General features: G+C 44.8%; 23 protein-coding genes. 11 read left to right on the forward strand and 12 right to left on the reverse strand.

The genetic code is table 11. From position 1 onward, the window contains the following. Positions 1-17: 17 nt before the first annotated feature. A complete protein-coding gene (locus tag FKN16_RS12520; RefSeq protein ID WP_170902828.1) occupies positions 18-812 on the reverse strand; it encodes a DUF4344 domain-containing metallopeptidase in 795 nt (264 codons plus the stop codon). An 865-nt stretch (positions 813-1,677) separates the two neighbouring features. Between FKN16_RS12520 and gltS (FKN16_RS12525) the strand changes: the two genes are divergently transcribed. Next, positions 1,678-2,913: a sodium/glutamate symporter gene (gene gltS / locus FKN16_RS12525; RefSeq protein WP_006740921.1), complete on the forward strand. Its 1,236-nt coding sequence runs from the start codon at positions 1,678-1,680 to the stop codon at positions 2,911-2,913. A 101-nt stretch (positions 2,914-3,014) separates the two neighbouring features. On the opposite strand, the gene FKN16_RS12530 is transcribed toward gltS (FKN16_RS12525), so the two are convergent. Genes FKN16_RS12530 through FKN16_RS12540 form a run of 3 tightly spaced genes read right to left on the reverse strand, consistent with a single transcriptional unit; the run spans position 3,015 to position 5,070 of the window. Beyond that, positions 3,015-3,845 (reverse strand): hypothetical protein, encoded by an 831-nt coding sequence (locus FKN16_RS12530; RefSeq protein WP_170902829.1) that lies wholly within the window; start codon positions 3,843-3,845, stop codon positions 3,015-3,017. Then, positions 3,845-4,702 carry an ABC transporter ATP-binding protein gene (locus FKN16_RS12535; RefSeq protein WP_170902830.1) on the reverse strand — a complete coding sequence of 286 codons (858 nt, stop codon included), beginning with the start codon at positions 4,700-4,702 and terminating at the stop codon, positions 3,845-3,847. Before FKN16_RS12535 ends, FKN16_RS12530 begins: the two co-directional genes overlap by 1 nt. Beyond that, complete coding sequence (locus FKN16_RS12540; protein WP_005392046.1) at positions 4,699-5,070, reverse strand: GntR family transcriptional regulator; 372 nt, start codon at positions 5,068-5,070, stop codon at positions 4,699-4,701. The genes FKN16_RS12535 and FKN16_RS12540 overlap by 4 nt, the downstream gene beginning before the upstream one ends. A 415-nt stretch (positions 5,071-5,485) precedes the next feature. On the opposite strand from FKN16_RS12540, the gene gltS (FKN16_RS12545) reads away from it, so the two are divergent. Both gltS (FKN16_RS12545) and FKN16_RS12550 read left to right on the forward strand, forming a co-directional pair. Further along, complete coding sequence (gene gltS, locus FKN16_RS12545) at positions 5,486-6,712, forward strand: sodium/glutamate symporter (RefSeq protein ID WP_046875620.1); 1,227 nt, start codon at positions 5,486-5,488, stop codon at positions 6,710-6,712. Between the two features lie 157 nt (positions 6,713-6,869). Further along, entirely contained in the window at positions 6,870-7,736 is an 867-nt protein-coding gene (locus FKN16_RS12550) for a glycerol kinase (protein WP_170902831.1), read from the forward strand. Positions 7,737-7,827: 91 nt separating this feature from the next. On the opposite strand, the gene nagB is transcribed toward FKN16_RS12550, so the two are convergent. Continuing rightward, on the reverse strand, positions 7,828-8,628 hold the full coding sequence (gene nagB / locus FKN16_RS12555; RefSeq protein ID WP_006740926.1) for a glucosamine-6-phosphate deaminase: 801 nt from the start codon (positions 8,626-8,628) through the stop codon (positions 7,828-7,830). 374 nt (positions 8,629-9,002) lie between these two features. On the opposite strand from nagB, the gene FKN16_RS12560 reads away from it, so the two are divergent. After that, positions 9,003-9,254, forward strand: coding sequence for a DUF3081 domain-containing protein (locus tag FKN16_RS12560; protein ID WP_005392042.1), 252 nt, complete (start codon positions 9,003-9,005; stop codon positions 9,252-9,254). A 154-nt stretch (positions 9,255-9,408) separates the two neighbouring features. Here FKN16_RS12560 and FKN16_RS12565 read toward each other — a convergent pair whose 3' ends face one another. Further along, complete coding sequence (locus FKN16_RS12565) at positions 9,409-9,762, reverse strand: DUF413 domain-containing protein (protein ID WP_170902832.1); 354 nt, start codon at positions 9,760-9,762, stop codon at positions 9,409-9,411. 148 nt (positions 9,763-9,910) lie between these two features. Between FKN16_RS12565 and FKN16_RS12570 the strand changes: the two genes are divergently transcribed. After that, positions 9,911-10,804 carry a LysR family transcriptional regulator gene (locus tag FKN16_RS12570; protein WP_046875618.1) on the forward strand — a complete coding sequence of 298 codons (894 nt, stop codon included), beginning with the start codon at positions 9,911-9,913 and terminating at the stop codon, positions 10,802-10,804. 81 nt (positions 10,805-10,885) lie between these two features. On the opposite strand, the gene FKN16_RS12575 is transcribed toward FKN16_RS12570, so the two are convergent. The 3 genes from FKN16_RS12575 to FKN16_RS12585 all read right to left on the reverse strand — a co-directional run bounded on the left by FKN16_RS12575 (position 10,886) and on the right by FKN16_RS12585 (position 12,564). Then, on the reverse strand, positions 10,886-11,581 hold the full coding sequence (locus FKN16_RS12575) for a pirin family protein (RefSeq protein WP_005392038.1): 696 nt from the start codon (positions 11,579-11,581) through the stop codon (positions 10,886-10,888). A 9-nt stretch (positions 11,582-11,590) separates the two neighbouring features. Continuing rightward, positions 11,591-12,034: a DoxX family protein gene (locus FKN16_RS12580; RefSeq protein WP_005392037.1), complete on the reverse strand. Its 444-nt coding sequence runs from the start codon at positions 12,032-12,034 to the stop codon at positions 11,591-11,593. Positions 12,035-12,360: 326 nt separating this feature from the next. Further along, positions 12,361-12,564, reverse strand: coding sequence for a hypothetical protein (locus FKN16_RS12585; RefSeq protein WP_017633816.1), 204 nt, complete (start codon positions 12,562-12,564; stop codon positions 12,361-12,363). 194 nt (positions 12,565-12,758) lie between these two features. Here FKN16_RS12585 and FKN16_RS12590 point away from each other — a divergent pair, with 194 nt between their 5' ends. The 3 genes from FKN16_RS12590 to FKN16_RS12600 all read left to right on the forward strand — a co-directional run bounded on the left by FKN16_RS12590 (position 12,759) and on the right by FKN16_RS12600 (position 15,524). Next, the gene (locus tag FKN16_RS12590; RefSeq protein ID WP_170902833.1) at positions 12,759-14,126 is read left to right on the forward strand and encodes an AlkA N-terminal domain-containing protein; all 1,368 of its coding nucleotides are present in this window, start codon (positions 12,759-12,761) and stop codon (positions 14,124-14,126) included. Continuing rightward, positions 14,123-14,605 (forward strand): methylated-DNA--[protein]-cysteine S-methyltransferase, encoded by a 483-nt coding sequence (locus FKN16_RS12595; RefSeq protein ID WP_005392035.1) that lies wholly within the window; start codon positions 14,123-14,125, stop codon positions 14,603-14,605. Before FKN16_RS12590 ends, FKN16_RS12595 begins: the two co-directional genes overlap by 4 nt. Positions 14,606-14,705: 100 nt before the next feature. Further along, positions 14,706-15,524: a hypothetical protein gene (locus FKN16_RS12600; RefSeq protein WP_170902834.1), complete on the forward strand. Its 819-nt coding sequence runs from the start codon at positions 14,706-14,708 to the stop codon at positions 15,522-15,524. 79 nt (positions 15,525-15,603) lie between these two features. On the opposite strand, the gene FKN16_RS12605 is transcribed toward FKN16_RS12600, so the two are convergent. Next, positions 15,604-16,212: a YitT family protein gene (locus tag FKN16_RS12605; protein WP_170902835.1), complete on the reverse strand. Its 609-nt coding sequence runs from the start codon at positions 16,210-16,212 to the stop codon at positions 15,604-15,606. A 201-nt stretch (positions 16,213-16,413) separates the two neighbouring features. Here FKN16_RS12605 and FKN16_RS12610 point away from each other — a divergent pair, with 201 nt between their 5' ends. Further along, positions 16,414-16,809: a GFA family protein gene (locus FKN16_RS12610; RefSeq protein ID WP_053809316.1), complete on the forward strand. Its 396-nt coding sequence runs from the start codon at positions 16,414-16,416 to the stop codon at positions 16,807-16,809. Between the two features lie 37 nt (positions 16,810-16,846). On the opposite strand, the gene nhaD is transcribed toward FKN16_RS12610, so the two are convergent. Both nhaD and FKN16_RS12620 read right to left on the reverse strand, forming a co-directional pair. Continuing rightward, positions 16,847-18,277 carry a sodium:proton antiporter NhaD gene (nhaD, locus tag FKN16_RS12615; protein ID WP_170902836.1) on the reverse strand — a complete coding sequence of 477 codons (1,431 nt, stop codon included), beginning with the start codon at positions 18,275-18,277 and terminating at the stop codon, positions 16,847-16,849. A 420-nt stretch (positions 18,278-18,697) separates the two neighbouring features. Further along, positions 18,698-19,723 (reverse strand): acyltransferase family protein, encoded by a 1,026-nt coding sequence (locus tag FKN16_RS12620; protein WP_170902837.1) that lies wholly within the window; start codon positions 19,721-19,723, stop codon positions 18,698-18,700. Between the two features lie 251 nt (positions 19,724-19,974). Between FKN16_RS12620 and FKN16_RS12625 the strand changes: the two genes are divergently transcribed. Beyond that, complete coding sequence (locus FKN16_RS12625; protein WP_005392013.1) at positions 19,975-20,565, forward strand: TetR/AcrR family transcriptional regulator; 591 nt, start codon at positions 19,975-19,977, stop codon at positions 20,563-20,565. A 130-nt stretch (positions 20,566-20,695) separates the two neighbouring features. Next, complete coding sequence (locus FKN16_RS12630; protein ID WP_005392011.1) at positions 20,696-21,553, forward strand: alpha/beta hydrolase; 858 nt, start codon at positions 20,696-20,698, stop codon at positions 21,551-21,553. Positions 21,554-21,682 lie beyond the last annotated feature (129 nt).

Below are 21,682 nucleotides of genomic sequence, written 5' to 3' on the forward strand. Positions count from 1 at the left end.
GTCTTACTTGATTTGTCTTACTGAATTCTACGTGGCGATTTTTCTTTTGGTTCATTATGTTGCAGGTAGTGGTTCCAATTCGTGCGTATGTTCTCGTAGTTGTATTGGCAAAAGTCTTTGCGATCTCGTAGGTAGTCTTTTTCAACTTCATCGAGAAGCGACTTGTACTGTTCCGGATCACTGCCGTACACCAAACATAAGGTAGAGAAGTAGCGTTGCAAATCAAAACTGTGCTCATCAATGTACTCACCGAAGTCGTAGTAGTCCGGTCTGTCATCGGACTCAAATGCGAACATGTCGGCGGCGCTAATGGCCATCTCTGCGCCATCTTCTAGGAAGTCAATCATTAAGATCGTGGCAAAATTATCGACGGCATCTTCTTCTTTTCCGAGAACAGGGATGTTTTGATCTTCGATGTAAGCATGCCCGGCTTCATGCAGCAAGGTGTGTAATAACGTATCTAACGCCCCTGTTTTTGGGGATTTTCCAAGGCGTTCTTCATACTGGTTATTGGAGAAGTAATTGAGTGATTCCAAATAAAAAGTGTAGGGAATGTGTATCGTGTGCGTATCGGGATCGTACATTGGGCCATCTTCTCCGCCGTAAACCAGTGTGAGTGGTTTGCGAAATGGAAAGTGGATCTGAGATAGCTCAAGAAAAATTGGGTTTACATCGCTGTTTTGGATAGATTGCAGGGCGATGTTTTCATGGGTTGTTTCCACGGGAGAATATTCAATACGGATATTTTCCGCTGCAGTGGCAGATGAGATGGCACAGAGTAATAGCACAGGGAAAAGCGAATGAATTTTCATGTAGGGCTCTTGTTATTTGAATAACTTACATAAAAATTATACATGTTTTTGTGTGATGCATAATTGGGATTGTTTTTATCACCCAGAATCGGGTAGTTAGCCTCGAAAGATTACCATGACAACACCGTACATTTTGGTTGCTGGGCCCTCCAGAAAGCCTATCAAAACACGTTGTACTCAGTAGACCATAGATAAGTGATTGGCTTTTAAGGTTTATTTCTTGGCGAGTCTAAGCTGAATTCGCTTCGCTCTTTTGTCTGTAAAAATGCTATTCAGCAGTTAATCATTATGGAACGAAACCATGGGATTGGTGAATGTCACTGAATTGAAGAAAATTATCAGCAATATGTTATAATCCGGCTCCGTTGTGACGAAAACGTTTGTTGCAGCTTGAGAGTTTCCTCGGATTCGGTTCGTTTACACACCATGAGCCAGAGTTAAAAAACTACGACAGGAACAAGCAAACCCAATTGTTTTGAACGCGATCTCGGCGTTTAGAGGTTACAACGGGAAGGAACTTTGTTTGATAGTAATTGACACATTCTGTTTAAGTAAGGGAGCCCAATGTGGTTCAGAAAGTGTCACCCAGAATTTACTCACAACACTATACCCCAAGCAGTCACGCACAGGTATTGCGAGGGGGCATTTGAAGGAGCTATATCGGCTCCTTTCACATTTAAGGGCTTGCTAACAGCGGAAAACTGACACATCGCTAAAGGAGCGTCCCTTAAACTAGCCTAAGGCGCATCTACACCAACTTTTGAGTATTTTCGAAACAGTAAAGCGAGAACATTTGCTATTGAATGAAGGTTAAATTAACACTCGATCATTACGGAGGATGAAGAGAACAATAATAAGAGGCGATATGAATCATTTAATATCTGTAGGTGCACTGGAGTCCTTCTTGGTCGCAATCAGTGTGCTTTTCCTGGGGCATTTTATTAATGCTAAGCTACCGATTTTAAAGAAGTTCAACATACCTGAGCCGATTGTAGGTGGCCTTATTGTGGCCTGCATGATTACTGCTCTTCATTTCAACGGCATCGACTTGGAGTTCGATTTGCCGTTACAAAATACGTTTATGTTAATGTTTTTTGCGACGGTTGGTTTGGCCGCAAATTACACTCAGTTGATGAAAGGAGGTGCGAAGGTTTTTATCTTCTTAGCTGTCGCATCGTTTTACATCATCATACAAAACGGCGTTGGCGTTTCACTCGCGGCAGCGCTCGGTTTAGATCCTTTGATGGGGTTAATTGCTGGCTCGATTACTCTGTCTGGTGGCCATGGCACAGGTGCTGCGTGGTCACAAACCTTCCAAGACGTGTATGGATTGGATAACGTTTTGGAAATTGCGATGGCATCAGCCACTTTTGGTTTGATCATCGGCGGTATCATTGGTAGCCCAGTGGCACAGCGCCTCGTAGAAAAAAACAGCATTGAATCGGAGTATGGTCGTGGTGGTCGAGATGCCAAAACTCACGAAAAATTCCCTGAGTTGGTGACCTACAACGAGTACGAAGAAGATAAAGTAACGGCGAAAAAAGTGGTGGAGAAACTCTTCTTCCTACTGATCTGTGTTACGGGTGCGAAGTATGTTGAGCAATGGGTCAGCACGTATGAAATCTCATGGTTGATGATTCCAGACTTTGTATATGCGCTGTTCATTGGTGTGATCATCACGAACTTCTTAGAGGTGACCAAGCTTCGTAAGTTAGATGCAGAAACCGTCGATATGCTCGGTACTGTTTCTTTGTCATTGTTCTTGGCGATGGCATTAATGAGCTTGAAGTTATGGAATATCTTTGACTTAGCGATTCCATTCTTGGTCATTTTGGCTGTGCAGTCTGTGGTCTTAGCTATCTTCACTTACTACGTTACGTTCAAAGTGATGGGACGCAACTATGACGCTGCGGTTATTGCGGGTGGTCACTGTGGTTTTGGCTTGGGAGCAACCCCAACAGCCGTGATGAACATGGGCTCTATCGTTAACCGATTTGGCCCGTCGCCGCAGGCATTTATGGTGGTGCCAATTGTGGGGGCTTTCTTTATCGACATCGTTAACTTAATCATTTTACAAGGTTACATTTCATTCCTTGGTTAAATGTAAGTTCATGATCTCCTAAGGTCGAAATAAAAACGGTCACAACACCGGTTGTGACCGTTTTTTTATGGCTCGATTTTGGCCGTTTATCGAACGACGGATTATTGAATGGTTCGGCTGAACTTGAGACTAGCTGTCCAACCAAGAACGCCGATGAAAGCGTAAATGCCAACGTTTAACCAGCCCGCCTGAGGAATTGCATTAAATGGGTTTGGTGCAACAATGGCGTGCAGTGGAAGGTAAAGTACTTCGGAGAAGAACTGATCTAGGCCGTAATAGCCAAATAGTGCGATTGGCATCCAGCGCAGCGCATAAATGGCGATAAACAAAATGACCAGTGGTGAATTCACTTTCTGAGAAATAGCCATTGCGGTTAATGCCAACGGTAACAGTAGAATACCGGCGAACAACATTCTGATTAAAAACTCTCCCCAATGCAGCAGCACGTAACCTAACGAGGCTTGGCGGTACAATAAAGCCAATTGGTGATCGGTAGAGATGTTCAGCAACCACAACATCAAATCTGCTGCGAGCACAAGCGCCGAGCAAACGAGCGGAATCACCAATAAGCCAAACCCTAGCTTCACTAAGTGAGTTTTTATATCGCTGACCGGCATACTGCGCCAAAACATAATACTGCCCTCTGCGCGCTCTTTGCGCAGTGTTCTCGGGAAGTATTGAACGGCTAACAAGATAGACAGCAGTCCCGCCCCGCCGATAATCAACATGTTTACATCGTCACCAAGCTCTTTGTGAATGTCACTAACATCACCACCAAAGCTCATTTGAAAAAACATATTGTGTTGTAGAGTGTCGTTACTCATTAAACTGACAAAGAGGATAAGTCCACATGCCAACACAAACAGTGGAATACGTAAAACAAGAGGGTTTTCTAACCACTCTTTTTGCAACATCGCGACAACTGAACGCATTACGCTGCCTCCTTCTGCAATGCTAAAAATAGATCCGCTAACTTCACCCCATGGATGGCCCCCATTGTTTCTGCTTGTTGGGCATATTGGGCAGTGAGTAACCATTTCGTTGAACCGAGCCCTTTTTGTGACGACAGTGGGTTCATCGCTTCAATTTGTGTGCGGTATTCGTCGCTGGCCTCAAGGATGAAGTAGTCTTCACTGATACTGTCCATCGAGGTTTGTAGTACAGGGCTACCATGCTTGAGAATCAGCACATCAGTCAGTAAGTGCTCAATCTCTGATACTTCATGACTGGCGATGATCAACACGCGCTCGCCGTCGTGAAACCATTCCAATAAGTGACGATAAAACGTATCACGATACACGAGATCTAACCCGAGTGTCGGTTCATCCAATATGAGGATTTGGGTGTTGGTCGCGATTACAATCGCAAGGTGCAATTGCACCTTCATCCCTTTGGATAAAGATTTGATGCGCGCACGAGGTTTGATGTCCGTTTGACGAAGCAGCGTATCTGCTTGGGCGCGATTGAACCCTGGATGCACGCCTTCGGTATAGTTAAGCAGTTGAGCGACAGTCATCCAATCTGGCAGAACGTTCACATCCGAGATGTAGGACAAGCTCTGCATTATTTTGTCGCGTTGCATAATGGGTTCAAATCCGTTGATACGAACAGTGCCTTGATATTCATGTGCGCCGAGTAGGGCATTAATAAGCGTTGATTTACCTGCGCCATTATGGCCGAGTAAGCCAAGTACTTGTCCTGCATGTAGGTCGAAACTCACTTCATGCAGTGCTTCTCCTTGTTGCTGATATTGCTTGGAGACGTTGTTTACACTGACTAATGCGCTCATTGGTCACCTTTCAAGTGTGGTTTTAGTTGTTGAATGAATTCGTCGAGTGACATATCCAGACGCTGTATTGTGTCGGCTATCTGCGGAATTTGTTGTTGAAGAAAACGTGCCTTCTCGTCTGCGAGCAATTTGAGTTTTGCCCCTGAAGCGACAAACATACCTTGACCGCGTTTTTTCTCCACTAACCCCTCATCAACAAGCAATTGATAGCCTTTCATGACGGTGAGGTGGTTAATTTTCATATCCGCAGAGATGCTACGAACAGAGGGCAGAGCATCGCCTTCTTGCCAGATACCTTGCAGTATTTGTTGAGTGATCTGGTCAGCCAACTGTCGAAAAATCGGTTGGCGATCATGCCAATTGGTCATGAGTGAATCTCTTGGCTGAAGTGGTGTTATATATAGGTATAACACCTAGTGTGCCGGAGAGAAAGTAATAATTTAAAATTAAGCGTATGTTCCAGCCTTCGCTTTCCCTAAATATCTACCTATGTGATAGCTATTTTGAAGACTTTATTGTGAACATAAATTAGACACTTCTCATAAGTTGAGAAGTGTTATTTTTTTAATCCAATCAAGGTATTTACCACCAGCTTGGTATTGGTATTCTCATATAATGATAATCAGTGGGATTTTGGGTGCATCCATTTCTTACTTGATGAGAATTTGTGGTAAATACACCCTAGAAAACAAAAGGTTCGAGAGGCAATCTGATTGACTTAGGCACCTATCTCACGTTGGGCGCTTGCTCAATGAATGAGAAAGAGGAGAGTAAAGAGGTCTCATGAATCAGGTAATATCTATCGGCCCACAAGAGTCGTTTCTCGTCGCAATTTGCGTGTTATTTTTAGGGCAGTTCATTAACACCAAATTACCAACCTTAAAGAAATTCAATATCCCAGAGCCAATTGTTGGTGGTCTAGTGGTGGCTTGCGTGATCACGACGATGCACTTAAATGGTGTGGATGTATCATTTGATTTACCACTGCAAAACACCTTTATGCTGATGTTTTTTGCGACGGTTGGCTTAGCGGCAAATTACACCCAACTGATTAAAGGCGGTGCGAAGGTTTTCATCTTCCTTGTTGTGGCATCGGTCTACATTCTTATCCAAAATGCGGTCGGCGTATCATTAGCAACCGCATTGGGGTTAGATCCACTCATGGGGTTGATCGCCGGCTCTATTACGCTTTCTGGCGGACATGGAACTGGTGCGGCGTGGTCGCAAACTTTTCAAGAAATGTATGGTTTGCACAATGTCCTAGAAGTGGCGATGGCTTCTGCTACGTTTGGCTTGGTCATGGGCGGGATTATTGGCAGTCCTGTCGCGCAAAAGTTACTCAACAAGCACAACTTAGAATCGGAATACGGACGCACCAACCAAAGTCATCAGAGTTTCCCTGAATTGGTGACCTATAACGAACATGAAGAAGATCGTGTCACGGCGAAAAGAGTTGTAGAAAGCTTATCCATTATTTTGCTTTGCGTGACAGGCGCGAGCTATCTGGAGAGTTGGGTGAGCAGTTTTGGCATCAAGTGGTTGATGATCCCAGATTTTGTTTATGCGCTGTTTATTGGTGTTGTCATCACCAACATCATGGAAGTGACCAAGGTGCGCAAGGTTGATTTAGAAACCGTTGATATTCTTGGTACGGTTTCGCTATCGCTGTTCCTTGCCATGGCTCTGATGAGCTTGAAATTGTGGAATATCTTTGATCTTGCGATCCCGTTCCTTATTATTCTTGCTATTCAGTCGGCCGTACTCGCGGTGTTCACTTATTACATAACATTCCGCATGATGGGCAGTAATTACGATGCCGCGGTGATCGCCAGTGGACACTGTGGTTTCGGTTTAGGTGCCACACCGACTGCGGTCATGAATATGGGCTCTATCGTGAGTCGTTATGGTCCATCACCACAAGCATTTATGGTGGTACCAATTGTCGGTGCATTCTTCATCGACATTGTGAACTTAGTGATTTTACAAGGCTGCATCGCTTTTATTAAATAACACCCGCTTCTTTCAACTTAACATAACAAAGCCAGTCCCTTGAGGCTGGCTTTGTTATTTGTAACACGAAATCTTGTTTCTCTGACTTCAAGCCGTGAAATCAATACGTTACTATGATGACATAGTGTTCAGTTTTACAGCAGCATGAGGTACCCACATGTCTGAAAAAATATCGACGTCGGCATTAGCGAAAATGCGTAAGGTTGAAGCCAAGCTGTTGTTTGCCGATCTCAAACGTGCTGGCTACATTGTTCGCCAAGACGAAAAATGGATTCTGACGGAAGAAGGCGCCAAGTTTGGCGGCGAGTATGTGGATCACCCTAAATTTGGCCAGTTCATCGTCTGGCCGACCAATTTACATATTGAGCTGACTTCCAGCTCAGGGAAAACATTAAGCGCCACGCAGCTGGGTGAAAAGCTGAAACTGAATGCGAAGCGCATGAACCAACTGTTGAGTGAGTTGGGGTGGATCGCCAAATCTGAAGAAGGTTGGAGTGTCACTGAAGCTGGTATACGCGCTGGTGGACAGCAAAGAACCGATAAAGAGACACAAAATACCTTTGTCGTATGGCACGATGTGGTGCTGCGTAATAAGCGTCTTAAGCAGTCTGTCATTGAATTTTTAGGGCAAGATGCGGAGTCACACTCCACGGATAAATCTTACTCAAGCTTTCGCCAAAAGTTTGAAGCCAAACACCGAACATTAGATGGGCATTACGTGCGCTCTAAGGGGGAGTTGCTCATCGACAACTGGCTGTACTTGGCTGGTGTGGTGCACGCTTATGAACGTCAGCTGCCGATTGACCAAGATGTCACCAGTGATTTTTATTTGCCAGGCGGTAAAGTCTATTTACAGTTTTGGGGAAGTGATACTGGGGAGATGGCTGAGGCTGACCGTGAGACCATTCGTACTGTTTATGAGCAGCATCATTTTAACCTTATCGAAGTCGAACCGAGTGAACTAGACAAGTTAGATGAAGTGCTGCCTAAGCGTCTTCGTCAGTTTAGTATTAAAGCTTATTAACGACTTAAGCCCGCTGTTCAGATAAGAAAAAACCCGTGATCAATCACGGGTTTCGTATTTTTAGCGTGCATCTAGGCTGTCATCCTATGGATTAAAAACCTTTGATGTTTTCCGCTTCTAGCTCCGAGAAGTACTTCACTGTCTTCACTTTCAGTTCTTGTTGAGCTGGCTCGTCACATACGATCACTGCTTTAGGGTGAAGTTGAAGTGCAGAAACCGTCCATAGGTGGTTTACACAACCTTCTACTGCTGCTTCAAGTGCTTGAGCTTTGTTATGACCTGTTACCAGAATCATCACTTCTTCTGCGTCTAGCAGCGTACCCACACCGATAGTCAGTGCGTATTTAGGCACTTGGTTGATATCGCCGTCAAAGAAGCGAGAGTTCGCAATGCGAGTGTCTTCAGTCAGTGTCTTGATGCGAGTACGAGAAGACAGAGATGACGCTGGCTCGTTGAACGCGATGTGACCGTCGTTACCCACGCCGCCCATGAACAAGTTGATCTTGCCGTAAGACTTAATTTTGTCTTCGTAACGCTTACATTCTGCGTCGTGATCGTCAGTGTTGCCGTTCAGTAGGTTGATGTTTTCTTCTTGAATATCAATGTGATTAAAGAAGTTGTTGTACATGAACGAGCGGTAAGACTCTGGGTGATCTGCAGGGATGCCAATGTACTCATCCATGTTGAAAGTCACGACGTTTTTGAAGCTCACTTCGCCGGCTTGGTAAAGCTCGATTAGGGCTTTGTAGGTTGCTAGAGGAGTGCCACCAGTTGGTAGACCCAGAACGAATGGACGCTCAGCAGTAGGTTTAAAGTCGTTGATACGCTTAGCGATATGCGCAGCTGCCCACTTACCTACTTGTGCTGCTCGAGTTAACGGGATAAGTCTCATTTTGTGCCCCCAGTTATTGGAATTTACGATGTACCGAAACATTAATTCGCATTATAAAATAAGTAATGACGAACTGCTATTGTTTTAGGTCAAAATTTTGCTTTTTCTTTAACCAGTGTTGATATTATCGACTGTTTTTATATCTAAATGCTTTTATAAGCCGATTTTTTACAAAGAAATTGCATTATGAAACTGACGGATTGATAGATAAAATTTATGATCTAAATTAAGTTCTGTCTTCGCACTTAACCTTGTTTTTTAACAACCTACAGAGTGTGAAATCGCACACGAACTTCAAATATTATGGGATGGACATGGCACGACGCTCATTCCTTAACCATAATTAAAATGTGTAAACCAGTGAGGAATTCGGTATGAAAAATGAGTTAGATCCGAGCAAAGTACTACAGGCTTACGAATGTGTGATGAACAACGGTACACCAACCGAATTTGGCAAAATGTATGAAGGTGTAGAAGCGTTTTCCGATTACGACGGGTACAACGTTTTCTTACGAGGGAATGGTGTTGAGCTAAAGGTTGGCTTCCACAATACCTATCAATTGGAGTACGACCAAGAGCACTTGAAAGAGAGCTTTTTGAAAAAGATCGCGATGCTTGCAAAGTAGACTGGCAGCACTAAATACTAAAAAAGCCCTTGGGAGAACGCGCCCTTGGGCTTTAGGAGAAGAAATGAGCTTGTTTTGCTCGCTCAGTCAAACCAAACGAGCTTTCGCCTATTACCTACTGCTAGAAAAAGGCGAGAATTAGTTTATTTGGTTATTAATCGTCTTCGACCACACTCTCTTCAATGTAATCTTCTGTCGCGTCAGGCTTATTACGACCATTTAGCGTGTGGAAGCGCTTGCGACCACGAGCAAGTTGGGTGTACTTTAGCCACGTACGCTCAAGTTTTGTTTTTGCTTTGCCTGGGTTTTCTAGCACCTTGATGAAGTGTTTCTCTTCGCTATTTTCAGGTGTTAATTCGCCTGACTCTAAGCCAAGCATAGTATCCCCATAAATTGTTAGGATTTCCTCTTCCGAGAGAGTAAAATCGCCAGACTTTGCAAAGCCGCGTGGGAATTTTACGTTGTCGTAAAAACGTTTTTTGCCATGACGGAATTCAGTGTCAGACATGTCAACAGCCTCTGTAACCGTTATTGATGAATGTAGTGAACTACGGCGAAAATTAGGCGTAAAGCTAACAAAAGAAAAACAAAACTTTTTTGTCGTCATGATTTTAATTAGTTGTTAATCTGGTTTTATATTAACCAGGAGATGGTTTATGGATGTAAAAGTCTTTCGAACATTTTTAGAGCTGGCAAGGGTTCGTCACTTCGGACGCGCCGCTGAGAATCTTTATATTACCCAAGCTGCAGTGAGCGCACGTATCAAACAATTGGAAAGTTACTTCGATACGCAATTGTTTATTCGTGATCGAAATAACATAAAGTTGACCTCTGCAGGTGAGCGCTTAATCAGTTATGCAGAGGTGATGGTCACCACATTGCAACAAGCGAAGCTAGAGTTATCGCTTGAAGATGGCAAAGCGCTGCAATTAACGTTAGGCGGTACGCCAAATATTTGGGACGCTTACTTGCAGAACTGTTTAAGTGTCGTCACAGATTCATTTGGTGGTTATGGTTTTATGGCAGAAGTGATGGGGCGGGAAATGCTCAGTCGCAGCTTGCTAGAGCGCACGTTAGATATGGCATTTGCGTTCGACCAAATCAAAGCTGATGAGCTTAACTGCAAAAAAGTGGCTGATGTTGTTCTCGTTCTGGTATCGACTGAGAAAGACTCTTTAGACACCGTTTTTGAAAACAAATACGTGTATGTGGATTGGGGAACGCGCTTCTCATCAGAACATTCTGAACGTCACCCTAAGATCCCGGCTCCGTATCTGCGCACGTCAACAGCGCGTATAGCATTGGACTTTATTTTAGAGAAGGGCGGTGCCGCTTACTTACCCATCTCTCTGGTAGAGCCATTTATCGCCAATGGGCAGCTTCACAAGGTGTCTGGCGTAGAAGATTGGTGTCGCCCTATCTATTTGAGCTATCGTAAAGCTAGCTCGTCTGTAGACGCGATTAAGCAAGTGGAAGAAATTGTTAAAGAGATTGATCCACTGACGGCTTACAGTTTTCAGCAAATTGGTTCCGGTATTTCCGACGAATAGCGTTGAGTGAAGAGTCAGAGAAATTAAAAAGCCGCCTTGGAAGATCCAGGCGGCTTTATTTTTATCTCGATGAATCGATAGTTATGGCAAGTCAAATAGCAGGGCGGTTGTGCTCTCGTTTGATGTATTGCGTAAAACAACCTTACTTTGCTGTTCGATCTTCGCGCCGTCGCCTGCCGTCAAGGTGGTATTGTCGATGCTAAGGCTCCCCGTTACTTGGTGAACGAATAAGTTTCTACCCGATTCTATCTCAAAGTTAAGTTCGCTATTTGGTTCAAGAATTAACTGATGTAATGTGGCATCTTGCTTAATAAGTAGCGTACCGTTTTCTCCTGTTGGAGTCGCGATAGTTGTTAATCCAGGCGTGCGACCAAAATCTTTTTGCTGATAACCTGGTTTGGTTCCAAATGTATTTGGCTGAATCCAAATTTGTAGAAAGCGCAGCGTGTCGCGGTTCGACGCATTGTACTCACTGTGGTAAATCCCTTTCCCTGCCGACATGAGTTGGAATTCCCCGGCAGGTAATGTTTTCACGTTACCTTCGCTGTCTTTGTGCGCGATAACACCTTCCAGCACATAGCTGATGATCTCCATATCACGATGGCCATGTGTATCAAAACCTGCGCCAGGTTGGACTACATCGTCATTAATGACTCTCAGCTCAGAAAAGCCCATATGTTGAGGATCGTAATAGCTACCGAAAGAAAACGTATGTTTGCTATCAAGCCAGCCAAAGTTTGCTCGACCTCGGTCTGCTGCATGTCTTACCGTAATCATGGGGCCTCCTTAAGAGAGCTTTTTGTTCAAGAAGTTATCTAGCGCGGCCTTACCTGCGCCAGAAAACGCCAGTGAAACACTTGCTGCCAGTAAAGCTAATCCAAACTCGTAACCGTTGTTTGCCATGAACAAACCGTTTTCAAAGTGGACGGAGAATATCGCTACCACCATCGTGAACGCTAAAGCAACGGCGGCTGGGCGAGTTAGCAGACCAAGTAAAATGAACAAGCCGCCAAAGAACTCTGCGCTGCCCGCAAGGAATGCCATGAGCACGCCAGGACCTAAACCGATAGATGCCATCCACTGACCTGTGCCTTCTAGCCCGTAGCCACCAAACCAGCCAAACAGCTTTTGTGCGCCGTGCGCCATAAAGATAATGCCGATTGGAACGCGAAGGGATAGTGCGCTGTAACCTGCGTTTGATGTGGTAATTTTCTGTAATAGTGCTTTCATGATTCTGTCCTCTGACTCTTTTCAATGAGTGGGAAGCGTGTGCTCCCGTGCTGTTGAGAACAGTTTAGGTGGCGGTGAGAATAAAAATAACGGGAGTATTTTGATAAACTCGTTCTAAAAAATTGAATAACAGATTTTTGTTATTTTTAATCAGTTGCTTGAGTGTTTTTTATGAGTTTTTTTATGCCAGTTTTGTCGTGTTTTAAATCAGGCTCCATCATTATTTTCGATAAACATTTTTGCTGTTAAACAAAAAAAGAGCACAGGTTGCTGTGCTCTATTGCTTTCGCTATTAACAAGGGAGAAAGGTGTGTTAAAGAAAACCGTCAGAGGTTCATTAAGCTCTCTAGTGACTCCTCTACATTGTTGTAGTGATAGGTTCGAATATTACGCCCATCCGTGGCATTAATTTGAATTTCTGAGATCTCGTTATCTGAGTCTCGTTCGATAATTCCAATTGAATGATCTACGGATTTACTGGTAATAACCTTTTGGTTTCTTAGTACAATTACGCAAGTGTGTAAGTCCATGCCAATTCCCTTTAGCCGACGTTGTTGTGATGTTCTGAATCTAACTTTAGTGTACAAAAGCGCTAATGCCAATAAATCTCAATATTGAGTTCCGAAAATGGCTAATTGTAGACGCTTAAGCAAGCTACAATAACATTATATTGAACGATGCCTATGAACAATAAATGACAAAAGGCATGAGCAAGGAAAGCACTATGTTTATTCACCCCCATACCTCACTGACTTTCGAGCAGTGTCATAAGGCGCGAGTCGCGCGAGACAGCCGCTTTGATGGGCGATTTTATGTGGCTGTGAAAACAACGGGGATCTTTTGTCGCCCAATTTGTCCGGCTAATTTACCTAAAGAAGAAAATGTAGAGTACTTCACCGATAAAGCGCAAGCTCTCCAAGCGGGGTACCGTCCTTGTTTGCGCTGTCGACCTGATAGCGCGCCGGGTTCTTGGGCATGGAAAGGCGTAGAAACGACCTTTCAACGAGCGATTTCGTTAATTGATCGAGGGGAGTTGCATCACCACTCGGTGTCTGAGCTAGCAGAGCGTGTTGGGATTTCGGATCGTTACTTACGCATGTTGTTTGAGCAGTATCTAGGCATGTCACCCAAGCAGTATGCGCAATATCAACAATTAATGTTCGCCAAACAGTTGCTTCATTCCAGTTCTATGTCGGTCACCGAAGTGGGGTTTGCGTCTGGTTTTAACAGTACACGCCGCTTTAACGATGCTTTCCAAAAGTTTCTCAAACTGACGCCTTCTCAAGTCCGTCGCAAAGAGTTTGACGGTATGGGTAGCAATCGAATTGCCTTGCCTTATCGAGGTGAATTGAATTGGCAGCACATGTTGAACTTTTACCGTTTACGAGCGATTGAGGGGGTTGAGCTGGTGAGTGATGAGAGTTATCAGCGCAACGTTTGTCTGGATACCAGTAAAGCATGGTTTAAAGCGACCAAAGGTGAAGGGTACCTAGAGCTAGCGTTTGAAATTGAAGATGTAACGAAGCTGCAAAACTTGGTGTCTGACATTCGTCGTATGTTCGATCTTGACGCCGATATTTGTACTGTTGAGCAGCATTTGGATTATGTTGCACCGGGGCTTGTGTCGAGTAAAGGTATTCGGATTCCTGGTGTATGGAATGCATGGGAGGCTGGAGTTCGAGCGATTTTAGGCCAACAAGTGTCGGTCAAAGCGGCGATTGGTCAACTTAACTTATTGGTGGCCACACTTAGTGGAGAGTCAGAAAAACGCTTTTTCCCGACACCAGATGCGATAGCGAATGCCGACGTGAGCTTTTTGCGCATGCCGCAAAGCCGTAAAGAGACGCTAGTACGCTTCGCCCAGTTCATGCAGGACAACTCAGAAACCGACCCCCAGCAGTGGCTAGCTTTGAAAGGCATTGGACCTTGGACAGTCAGTTATGCTCAACTGCGAGGGCAATCTCAACCCGATTGCTTTTTAGATAAAGACTTGGTGGTGAAAAAGGCGATGCAGCGTTACCCATCACTGAATACGCACACTGCGGCCCCTTGGGGAAGCTACGCGACGTTTCACTTATGGAATCAATCATGAAAACATTTTATACCGAAATGCCGAGCCCATTAGGAACGGTGACCATCCAATCTAACACTGAGGGCTTGCTTGGCATTTGGTTTGAAACATGCACCACTAAGCCGAGTGAACTGGGAGCGCGAGACGATCAACACCCGATTTTGCGCCAAGCTGTTACCCAGTTGAATGAATATTTTTCTGGCCTACGTAATGAATTTGAGCTGCCTTTGGCGGCTACAGGCACGGATTTTCAAAATCAAGTTTGGCAGGCACTAACGACCATTCCATACGGCGAGACGTGGAGCTATCAAGATCTCGCCAACGCGATTGGCAACCCTAAAGCTGTGCGCGCTGTTGGGTTGGCAAACGGAAAAAACCCTATTTCTATCGTGGTACCTTGTCATCGCGTTATTGGCAAAAGCGGTAAATTGACAGGGTATGCTGGTGGAGTAGAGCGCAAGCAACGTTTACTTGCGTTGGAGCAAGGTACACCGCTTTAAGTGAAGCGATTCTCATATTGTGATTAAGCGTGCTGCACAGGGGAAATGATAGTGTAGAGTTTCATATTCGTTATACGAATAGAAAAAGGATAATAAGGACATGCCTTTCAAAACGGATTTTGATGCATTCATGAGTGAGTGTTGGCAGCATCACGAAACACAGCCCGAACAAACTTATGCTCAATTGGAAACGGCTCTGAGTGAGGTTGAAAACGTTAACCACATCGAGCGAATATTTGCATTGATGCTGCACACCGCGATTGGGCACCTCCAGCGTCCAGAACCGTTTCTTGCTTGTTTAGAGCGCTTTGATGAACGCAAGGTTGCCGAGAGTTCGGCATTGCAACGCAGTATTGCCGTTGCGCGCTTTTTCGTTGATGGCACTGACTGTGTGGGGTTGTTAGCAGAGCAAGACCAACGCCGAGTTTACGCTCTGATTTCGAATGCACTTTCTGTACTTGCTCAGCTTGAGCTGGCGAGCCAATGGCTGGAGAAAGCCGCGCTAGGTATGACACCACAAGATGCTGAAGGGCCGCTAGCGCGCTCTATCGCAATCACAGCAAACAACTTGGCGTGCCAGTATGAAGCGCTGGCTGAGCGCACGGATGTGGAAAAATCGAGGATGCTAGAAGCGGCGAAGCTCGCGTTGGATTACTGGAAAGTGGCGGGTGGTTGGATGCAAGAAGAACGTGCAGAGTATCGCTTAGCGATGAGTTTACTCAAAGCGGGTGAAGCCGGACAAGCCAAGCAGCATGCCGAGCGCTGCGAAGCCATTTGTCAGCAAAATGGTGGTGACGCGTTTGAGCTGTTCCATGCGCATGATTTGCTGATGCAAGTGCACTTCCATCTTAGCCAGAAATATAAAGCTAAAGTGGATGTGGGGATGCAGCAATACTGCACAACGAGTTCGTTGACATGATCTCAACGTTGAATAAAAAAGCCCCGAGCGAATGGCTCGGGGCTCATATTTTGTAAGTTCACTCATTACACGATGTTGATTAAGCTATTTGCGCTTTTGCCTGGTATCGTCCTGGTTTATGGTTCATCGCCAAAATCAAATTTGTCGCCACGGCACCTAGGACGGATAGAGCGATAAGGTGAGCATCCACAATGAACAGCGACATCACTACGATGGCACAATCGAGCGCCATCTGAACTTTACCCGCTCTAATTCCAAAACGTTCCTGAAGGTACAACGCTAGAATGTTAAAACCGCCTAAACTCATCTTGTGACGGAAAATCACCAACATACCTATTCCAATTAACCCACCACCTAGAAGTGCTGCATAGAAAGGTTCGATTCGTGAAATTTCAATCACATGGTGCAGATGATCGACCGCAAAAGAAACAATCGAGACCGCAATGAAAGTATTAATGGTGAAGCGCCATCCCATGCGCATTACAGACAAAATATAAAAAGGGAGGTTGAGAGCGAAAAATATCTGACCAAAGCTGAAGTCACTCACTTTGGTAAGGAAGATCGCCAAACCAGCCGTACCTCCGGTGAGCAATCCTACTTTGCTGAAAAATATTACCCCAAGCGACACTAACGCACTGCCGAGCGTCAGAGCCAAGAGGTTCTCTCTTAGGCTATGATCTTTATCCATAAAATTTTTTCCTTGGTTTAAAAACCGCGCCGGAGACAACACGTCCATCCAACGAGATAAACAGTTGCCAAAATAGCAACTAACAAATCGGCCAATAAAATGTCGCGAAAAGTGATGAATGTCGAGTTTTTGGACAAGATTGTGCTGATGCTAGCCTGTTTAACATAATGTACACAGGTAGAAAAACAACAAGGAAAAGTTATGATTAAGAAAGTCGGCACTACCCAAATCAACGCATTACATCGACTGAGTTGTCACTGCGGAAAAGTTGAGCTGGAACTTGCATTACCTAATGGTATTGAGAAGCCGAGACGATGTGATTGCTCCATGTGTCGACGTCGCGGCGCGATTGTGGCATCTGTGCCTCTGAATGGTATTCGTATCGTGCAAGGCGAAGACGTTTTGAAGCTGTATCAATTTAACACTCGCACAGCGAAGCACTTTTTCTGTGGCGAATGTGGTATTTATACGCACCATCAGCGTCGCTCTGACCCGAGTGAGTACGGCTATAATGTCGGCTGTTTAGAGGGCGTCAACCCATATGAATTGGGAACTATCGAAGTGATGGATGGCGTTAACCATCCATCCGACAGTTAGGTTATATCGCAAGTTAAGCGCCTGACTCACGGTGCTTTTAGGTAAATAAACCGCTATTCATCCACAAGTGCACTGCAATACTGGCGGCATAACCCAAGGCGATGACGGGAGCCCATTTTAGGTGGCCAAAGAAGGTATATTGACCACGCGCGGCTCCCATTAATGCGACACCTGCCGCAGAGCCAATTGAAAGCAAGCTGCCCCCCACACCCGCAGTCAATGTGACAAGTAACCAGTTCCCCATCGACATGCTTGGTTCCATAGTCAGTACAGCAAACATAACCGGAATGTTATCGACGATGGCAGATAGAACACCAACCATCACGTTGGCCCAGACAGGGTTCCATTGGTTGTACATGACGTTTGAAACCAGTTCGAGATAGCCAAGTAAGCTCAAACCGCCGACACACATCACTACGCCGTAGAAGAACAGCAAGGTATCCCATTCTGCGCGAGATACACGGTGGAACACGTCAAACGGAACGACTGAACCTAAGCGTTTTAATGCGTGATCGTCGCCATTGGCAATTGCCATGGCCGCTTTTTTTGCCAAGGAGTGTTTGAGTGTTTGGCGTAAGAAGTAGCCGAAAAATTGTAAGTAGGCCAAGCCCATCATCATGCCCATAACGGGTGGGAAGTGCAGCAAAGCGTGGAAAGAGACTGCGGTGGCAATCGTCAGAATGAATAGTGCGACAATACGTCTCGCGCCGCGTTTCAGTTCTACGTGTTGGTGAATCGTATTCGGTTTGGTGCTTGGAACAAAGAGTGACATCAAAAATGCAGGAACCAAATAGTTCACCAGTGACGGGACGAATAACGGGATGAATTCAGCAAAGCTGACATGTCCGGCTTGCCACACCATCAGGGTCGTAATGTCACCAAATGGGCTGAATGCACCGCCAGCGTTGGCAGCGATAACAATGTTGATACAGGCAAGATTCACGAATCTAGGATTATCACCAGAGACTTTCATCACCACAGCGCACATCAAGAGGGCTGTGGTTAAGTTATCGGCAATCGGTGAAATAATAAAGGCGAGAAACCCCGTCAGCCAAAACAGCTTTTTGAAGCCAAAGCCTTTGCCGACCATCCACGCCTGTAAGGCATCGAAGAGTTTGCGCTCTTCCATAGCATTGATGTAAGTCATCGCTACTAACAAAAACAGCAGCAGTTCCGCGTATTCCAACAAGTTGTGCTCTAGTGCGGATTTGGCGACTTCTGGCTGGTTGTGTTGAGCAAAGGTGTAGCCAATTAGAATCCAAATTAACCCTGCAGCGAGCAGCACAGGCTTGGATTTTCTCATTTTCAGATACTCTTCCAACATAACCAGTATGTAAGCAATCGAAAAGATAATGAGAGCCGCGTAACCGACACCAGAATTAACAAGGTTCAGTTCATTGGTGGGGGCAGCAAAGGTGGCGCTAGAGAACAACAAACAGCAGAAAGCTACAATTGGATAGATTGGCATAGACATTTCTCCTTTGTCTGGTTGGAGAAATATTAGCCACAAATTAATGAGTTAGTTGTGAGAGAGCTCGAATTAACAGTAGGAGTTAGGAAATGATAGTGTGCGCCACTATTTTCTGAGTGACGCAATGCTTGCTGCGCCAAATAAAACCACAGCGGCATACAAACCGTAAGTTAACCAATGGCTAATCTCTAAAAAAGGAACGAGTCCTTGACCTGCCCACATACAGCCTCCGTTTAATGAGCAATGTTGTAATAGTCGAGCCAATTTAAAGGAAATGAACAATGTTTTTTGTGAGTGACGGCAAATTCTGAAGGATTAGAAAGTCAAAAATTGGTCAGTGAGAGAGAAATCTCATTTTTAACTGGTTAGCTCTAACCCTTTTGAGTTAGAGCTAGCTATATCGAGCGCTGAATGGATTTAGCGCAGCAGCCATTTTCTCAACGGTGAAGCCTCAATTGCTTTCACAAGCAGTATGGTTGCGACAATCGTTGCAGGATAAATAAACACATCTTTCTCAAGGTGTTGCAACCCGATAAATCCAGCGACATTCATCATAATAATTATCACAAGAAGATGGCTAACATAAATGCCTAACACGCTAGGAGATAGTTTGAATACCCAAGGCATATCGCCAAAATGTGGGTGGACTAACAGCCACATGAAGACACCCAGGGCCCAGATAACAGTACCAAACAGGAAGTCGTGAGAATTAAAAGCGACCTCGTGTTGCATTAGCCAATAAGCTTCACCAAAATGCAGCGCCATACCAAGAAGAATGCATCGAATCGTATTGTTTCGCGACCATCGCCACTGTTCTTCTCGTGCTAGATAACCCAGTGTTACCAGCAAAGTACTGAAAAACGGCCCATTACGAGTAAAGAAAGGCGCTGGCAGATCGGTAATGGTCGAATAACTGCCAGCAAACACGCCGTATATGTATAGCAATACGGCGGTTGGCAGTACCAATTGAGCCATATTGATATGCACGAGGAAGGCAATTAAGGCAACGGCAATGACCAGAGCTGGAATAAACCACAGGTGAACGAGCCCGCCTTCGACGAGTGAATTGAACGGGGTCGACATTAAGTAGCCCCAGTAGCCCTGCCTTTCGGCGAGATACCCCGCCTCAGCGACAGTTTGCCACTGGAATGGCATCAATAAACTGATCACGCTCCAAATGAGCCAAACCTTCATCAGTGGTTTGGCGTAGTTTTTTAGTGTTTCGATAGGTGCGCGGCTTAACTTGGGCTGGATAAGATAACCAGAAATGAGAAAAAACAGTGGCACAGCAAAACGAGCCAATTGGTTGAGCATATAGCCAACCCACGGTATTCCATCCCATTGCCAGTATGTCAGGGCCATCTGGCAGTGCAATCCTATAATTGCAAACATCGCAATTATACGCGCAAACTCTAAGCTGGCTATTTTTTGTTTCTTTGCCATTACATTACTTACCTAAATAAAAAAACTTAGGTGAAAGTAGCAGGTTGTGACTGAATTAATGCGTGAAAAAGTCAACAGACTCGCGCTTACACTGAAGCTGTGTTTAAATTTAAGACTTACTTCAAACTTCTTAATTATTAACCCATTAACCAACTCAATACGTGATTGGCGAGTCGAAAATGACACTAATGTATGGTTAGACCAGTTAACTCTAGATTGAAAAAAAGAACGATCGTGCTAAAAATAAGATTATGCAAAAAGGAAAAGTGACAAAAGAGTTTATTCTGCAACGGGCTTTTGAGATCGCCAGCGAAGACGGATTAGAAAGTCTTACGATTGGTGAGTTAGCCAAGCAATGCGGTATGTCGAAAAGTGGTCTGTTTGCCCACTTCAATTCGAAGTTGAATTTACAACTATCGGTATTGGAGCACGCCAATAAAGTGTTCGCCGCCCGAGTTATTGAGCCTGTTCGTGAAGCAGGGGATGGCAATATCGAACGTAAAATTCGAGGGTTGCTCGACTCTTGGATGACTTGGAACCACGCATTTCAAGGAAGTTGTATGTTTCTAGACGCTTGGAATGACACGGCAGATAAAGATTGCCCACTTCAGGCCGGACTGCGTAAATCCATAGACACTTGGCTGAGCTACTTGGAGATCCAAATAACGAAAGGCAAAGAGAAGCAAGAATTTGCAGCAGACTTAGATACACGCCAAGCAACGTTTGATTTATACGGTCTTTATTTGAGTGCGCATGTTTTTTACTCAATTAAAGGTGAGGAAGAAAGCTTGCGCCTGTTTTGGCAAGGGATCGACAACTTATTTTCTCGCTGGAAAGGCTGATACCAGTTATTCGCTTTCCAGATTTGTAGACATAAAATCATAAAGAGCGGCTGAGTTCGCTCTTTCTTATCAGTATAAAAAGCACGACCGTTCTATTTTTTGTGCGAAGCTGATAGTTAAGGACATAATCATGAGTGAAAAAATTTACTTTAATACATCGCAACGTTTCAGTATTAAGCGCAGTTTGGTGAACATCAGTACGCGTTTACACCATACACTGGCCCCTTCCCATGCAAAGAATACCGCGCGTAAGTTGCTCCTGACACCTGCTCGCACAGCACCTAAAAACACCGAACCTCAAGGACTTGCCAAGGGTGAAATTAAAGGGCATGCAGGCATTATCAAAACCTACACTTTGGGCTCTGGACCTATTTGGGTGCTAACTCATGGTTGGTCTGGCACCGCAAGTCAGTTTTATCCGTTGATGGAACATATTGCGTCGAAAGGGTTCACCGCTTTGGCATACGATCATCCAGCACATGGTGAGAGTGAAGGGCAGTATGGGCACATTCCGGGTTTTGTCAAAGGGTTAGAAGATGTGTTAGATACGGTAGACGATATTGTTGGTCTAGTTGGGCACAGCATGGGCACCGCTTCTGCTCTTGAGTGCAGACATAGCAAATTAGAAAACAAGCCTTTACTGCTTATTGCACCGGTATTGAATTACGTAGAGAACCTATTCGGTAGCATTGCGCGTTCAGGTTATTCGATGAAGCTTTTTAATGCTGTGGTTTCAGAAGTTGAAGATCAATTTGGTTACCCATTACAGTCAATTGATCCGCTAAAGCGTTTGGCTGAGCGCTCGTCTCCAGCCATCATTGTTCATGATGAGCAGGATAAGTTCACTAAGTACAGTATTTCTGCACAAGCCGCTGAAGAGATTGAAAATGTTGAGTTAGTGACAACGCAAGGTCAAGGCCATGGCCGAGTGATGAAGTGTGCACAAGTCTTCAGTAGTTTTGACCGTTTACTCGATCGTTCTTGGTAATCTTCATGCTTGCTAATTGGCTCGATCCGTTTTGGGCTAATTAGATTTGAAAGTAATACCTCGGATGGTTTTTCGTCTATGGTATCGCTTTTCTCGTTATGAGATAAAAACAAAAAAGGACAGCCGAAG

It is taken from the genome of Vibrio sp. 11-4(1), from assembly GCF_013048625.1.
GTDB classification, from domain to species: Bacteria; Pseudomonadota; Gammaproteobacteria; order Enterobacterales; family Vibrionaceae; genus Vibrio; species Vibrio diabolicus.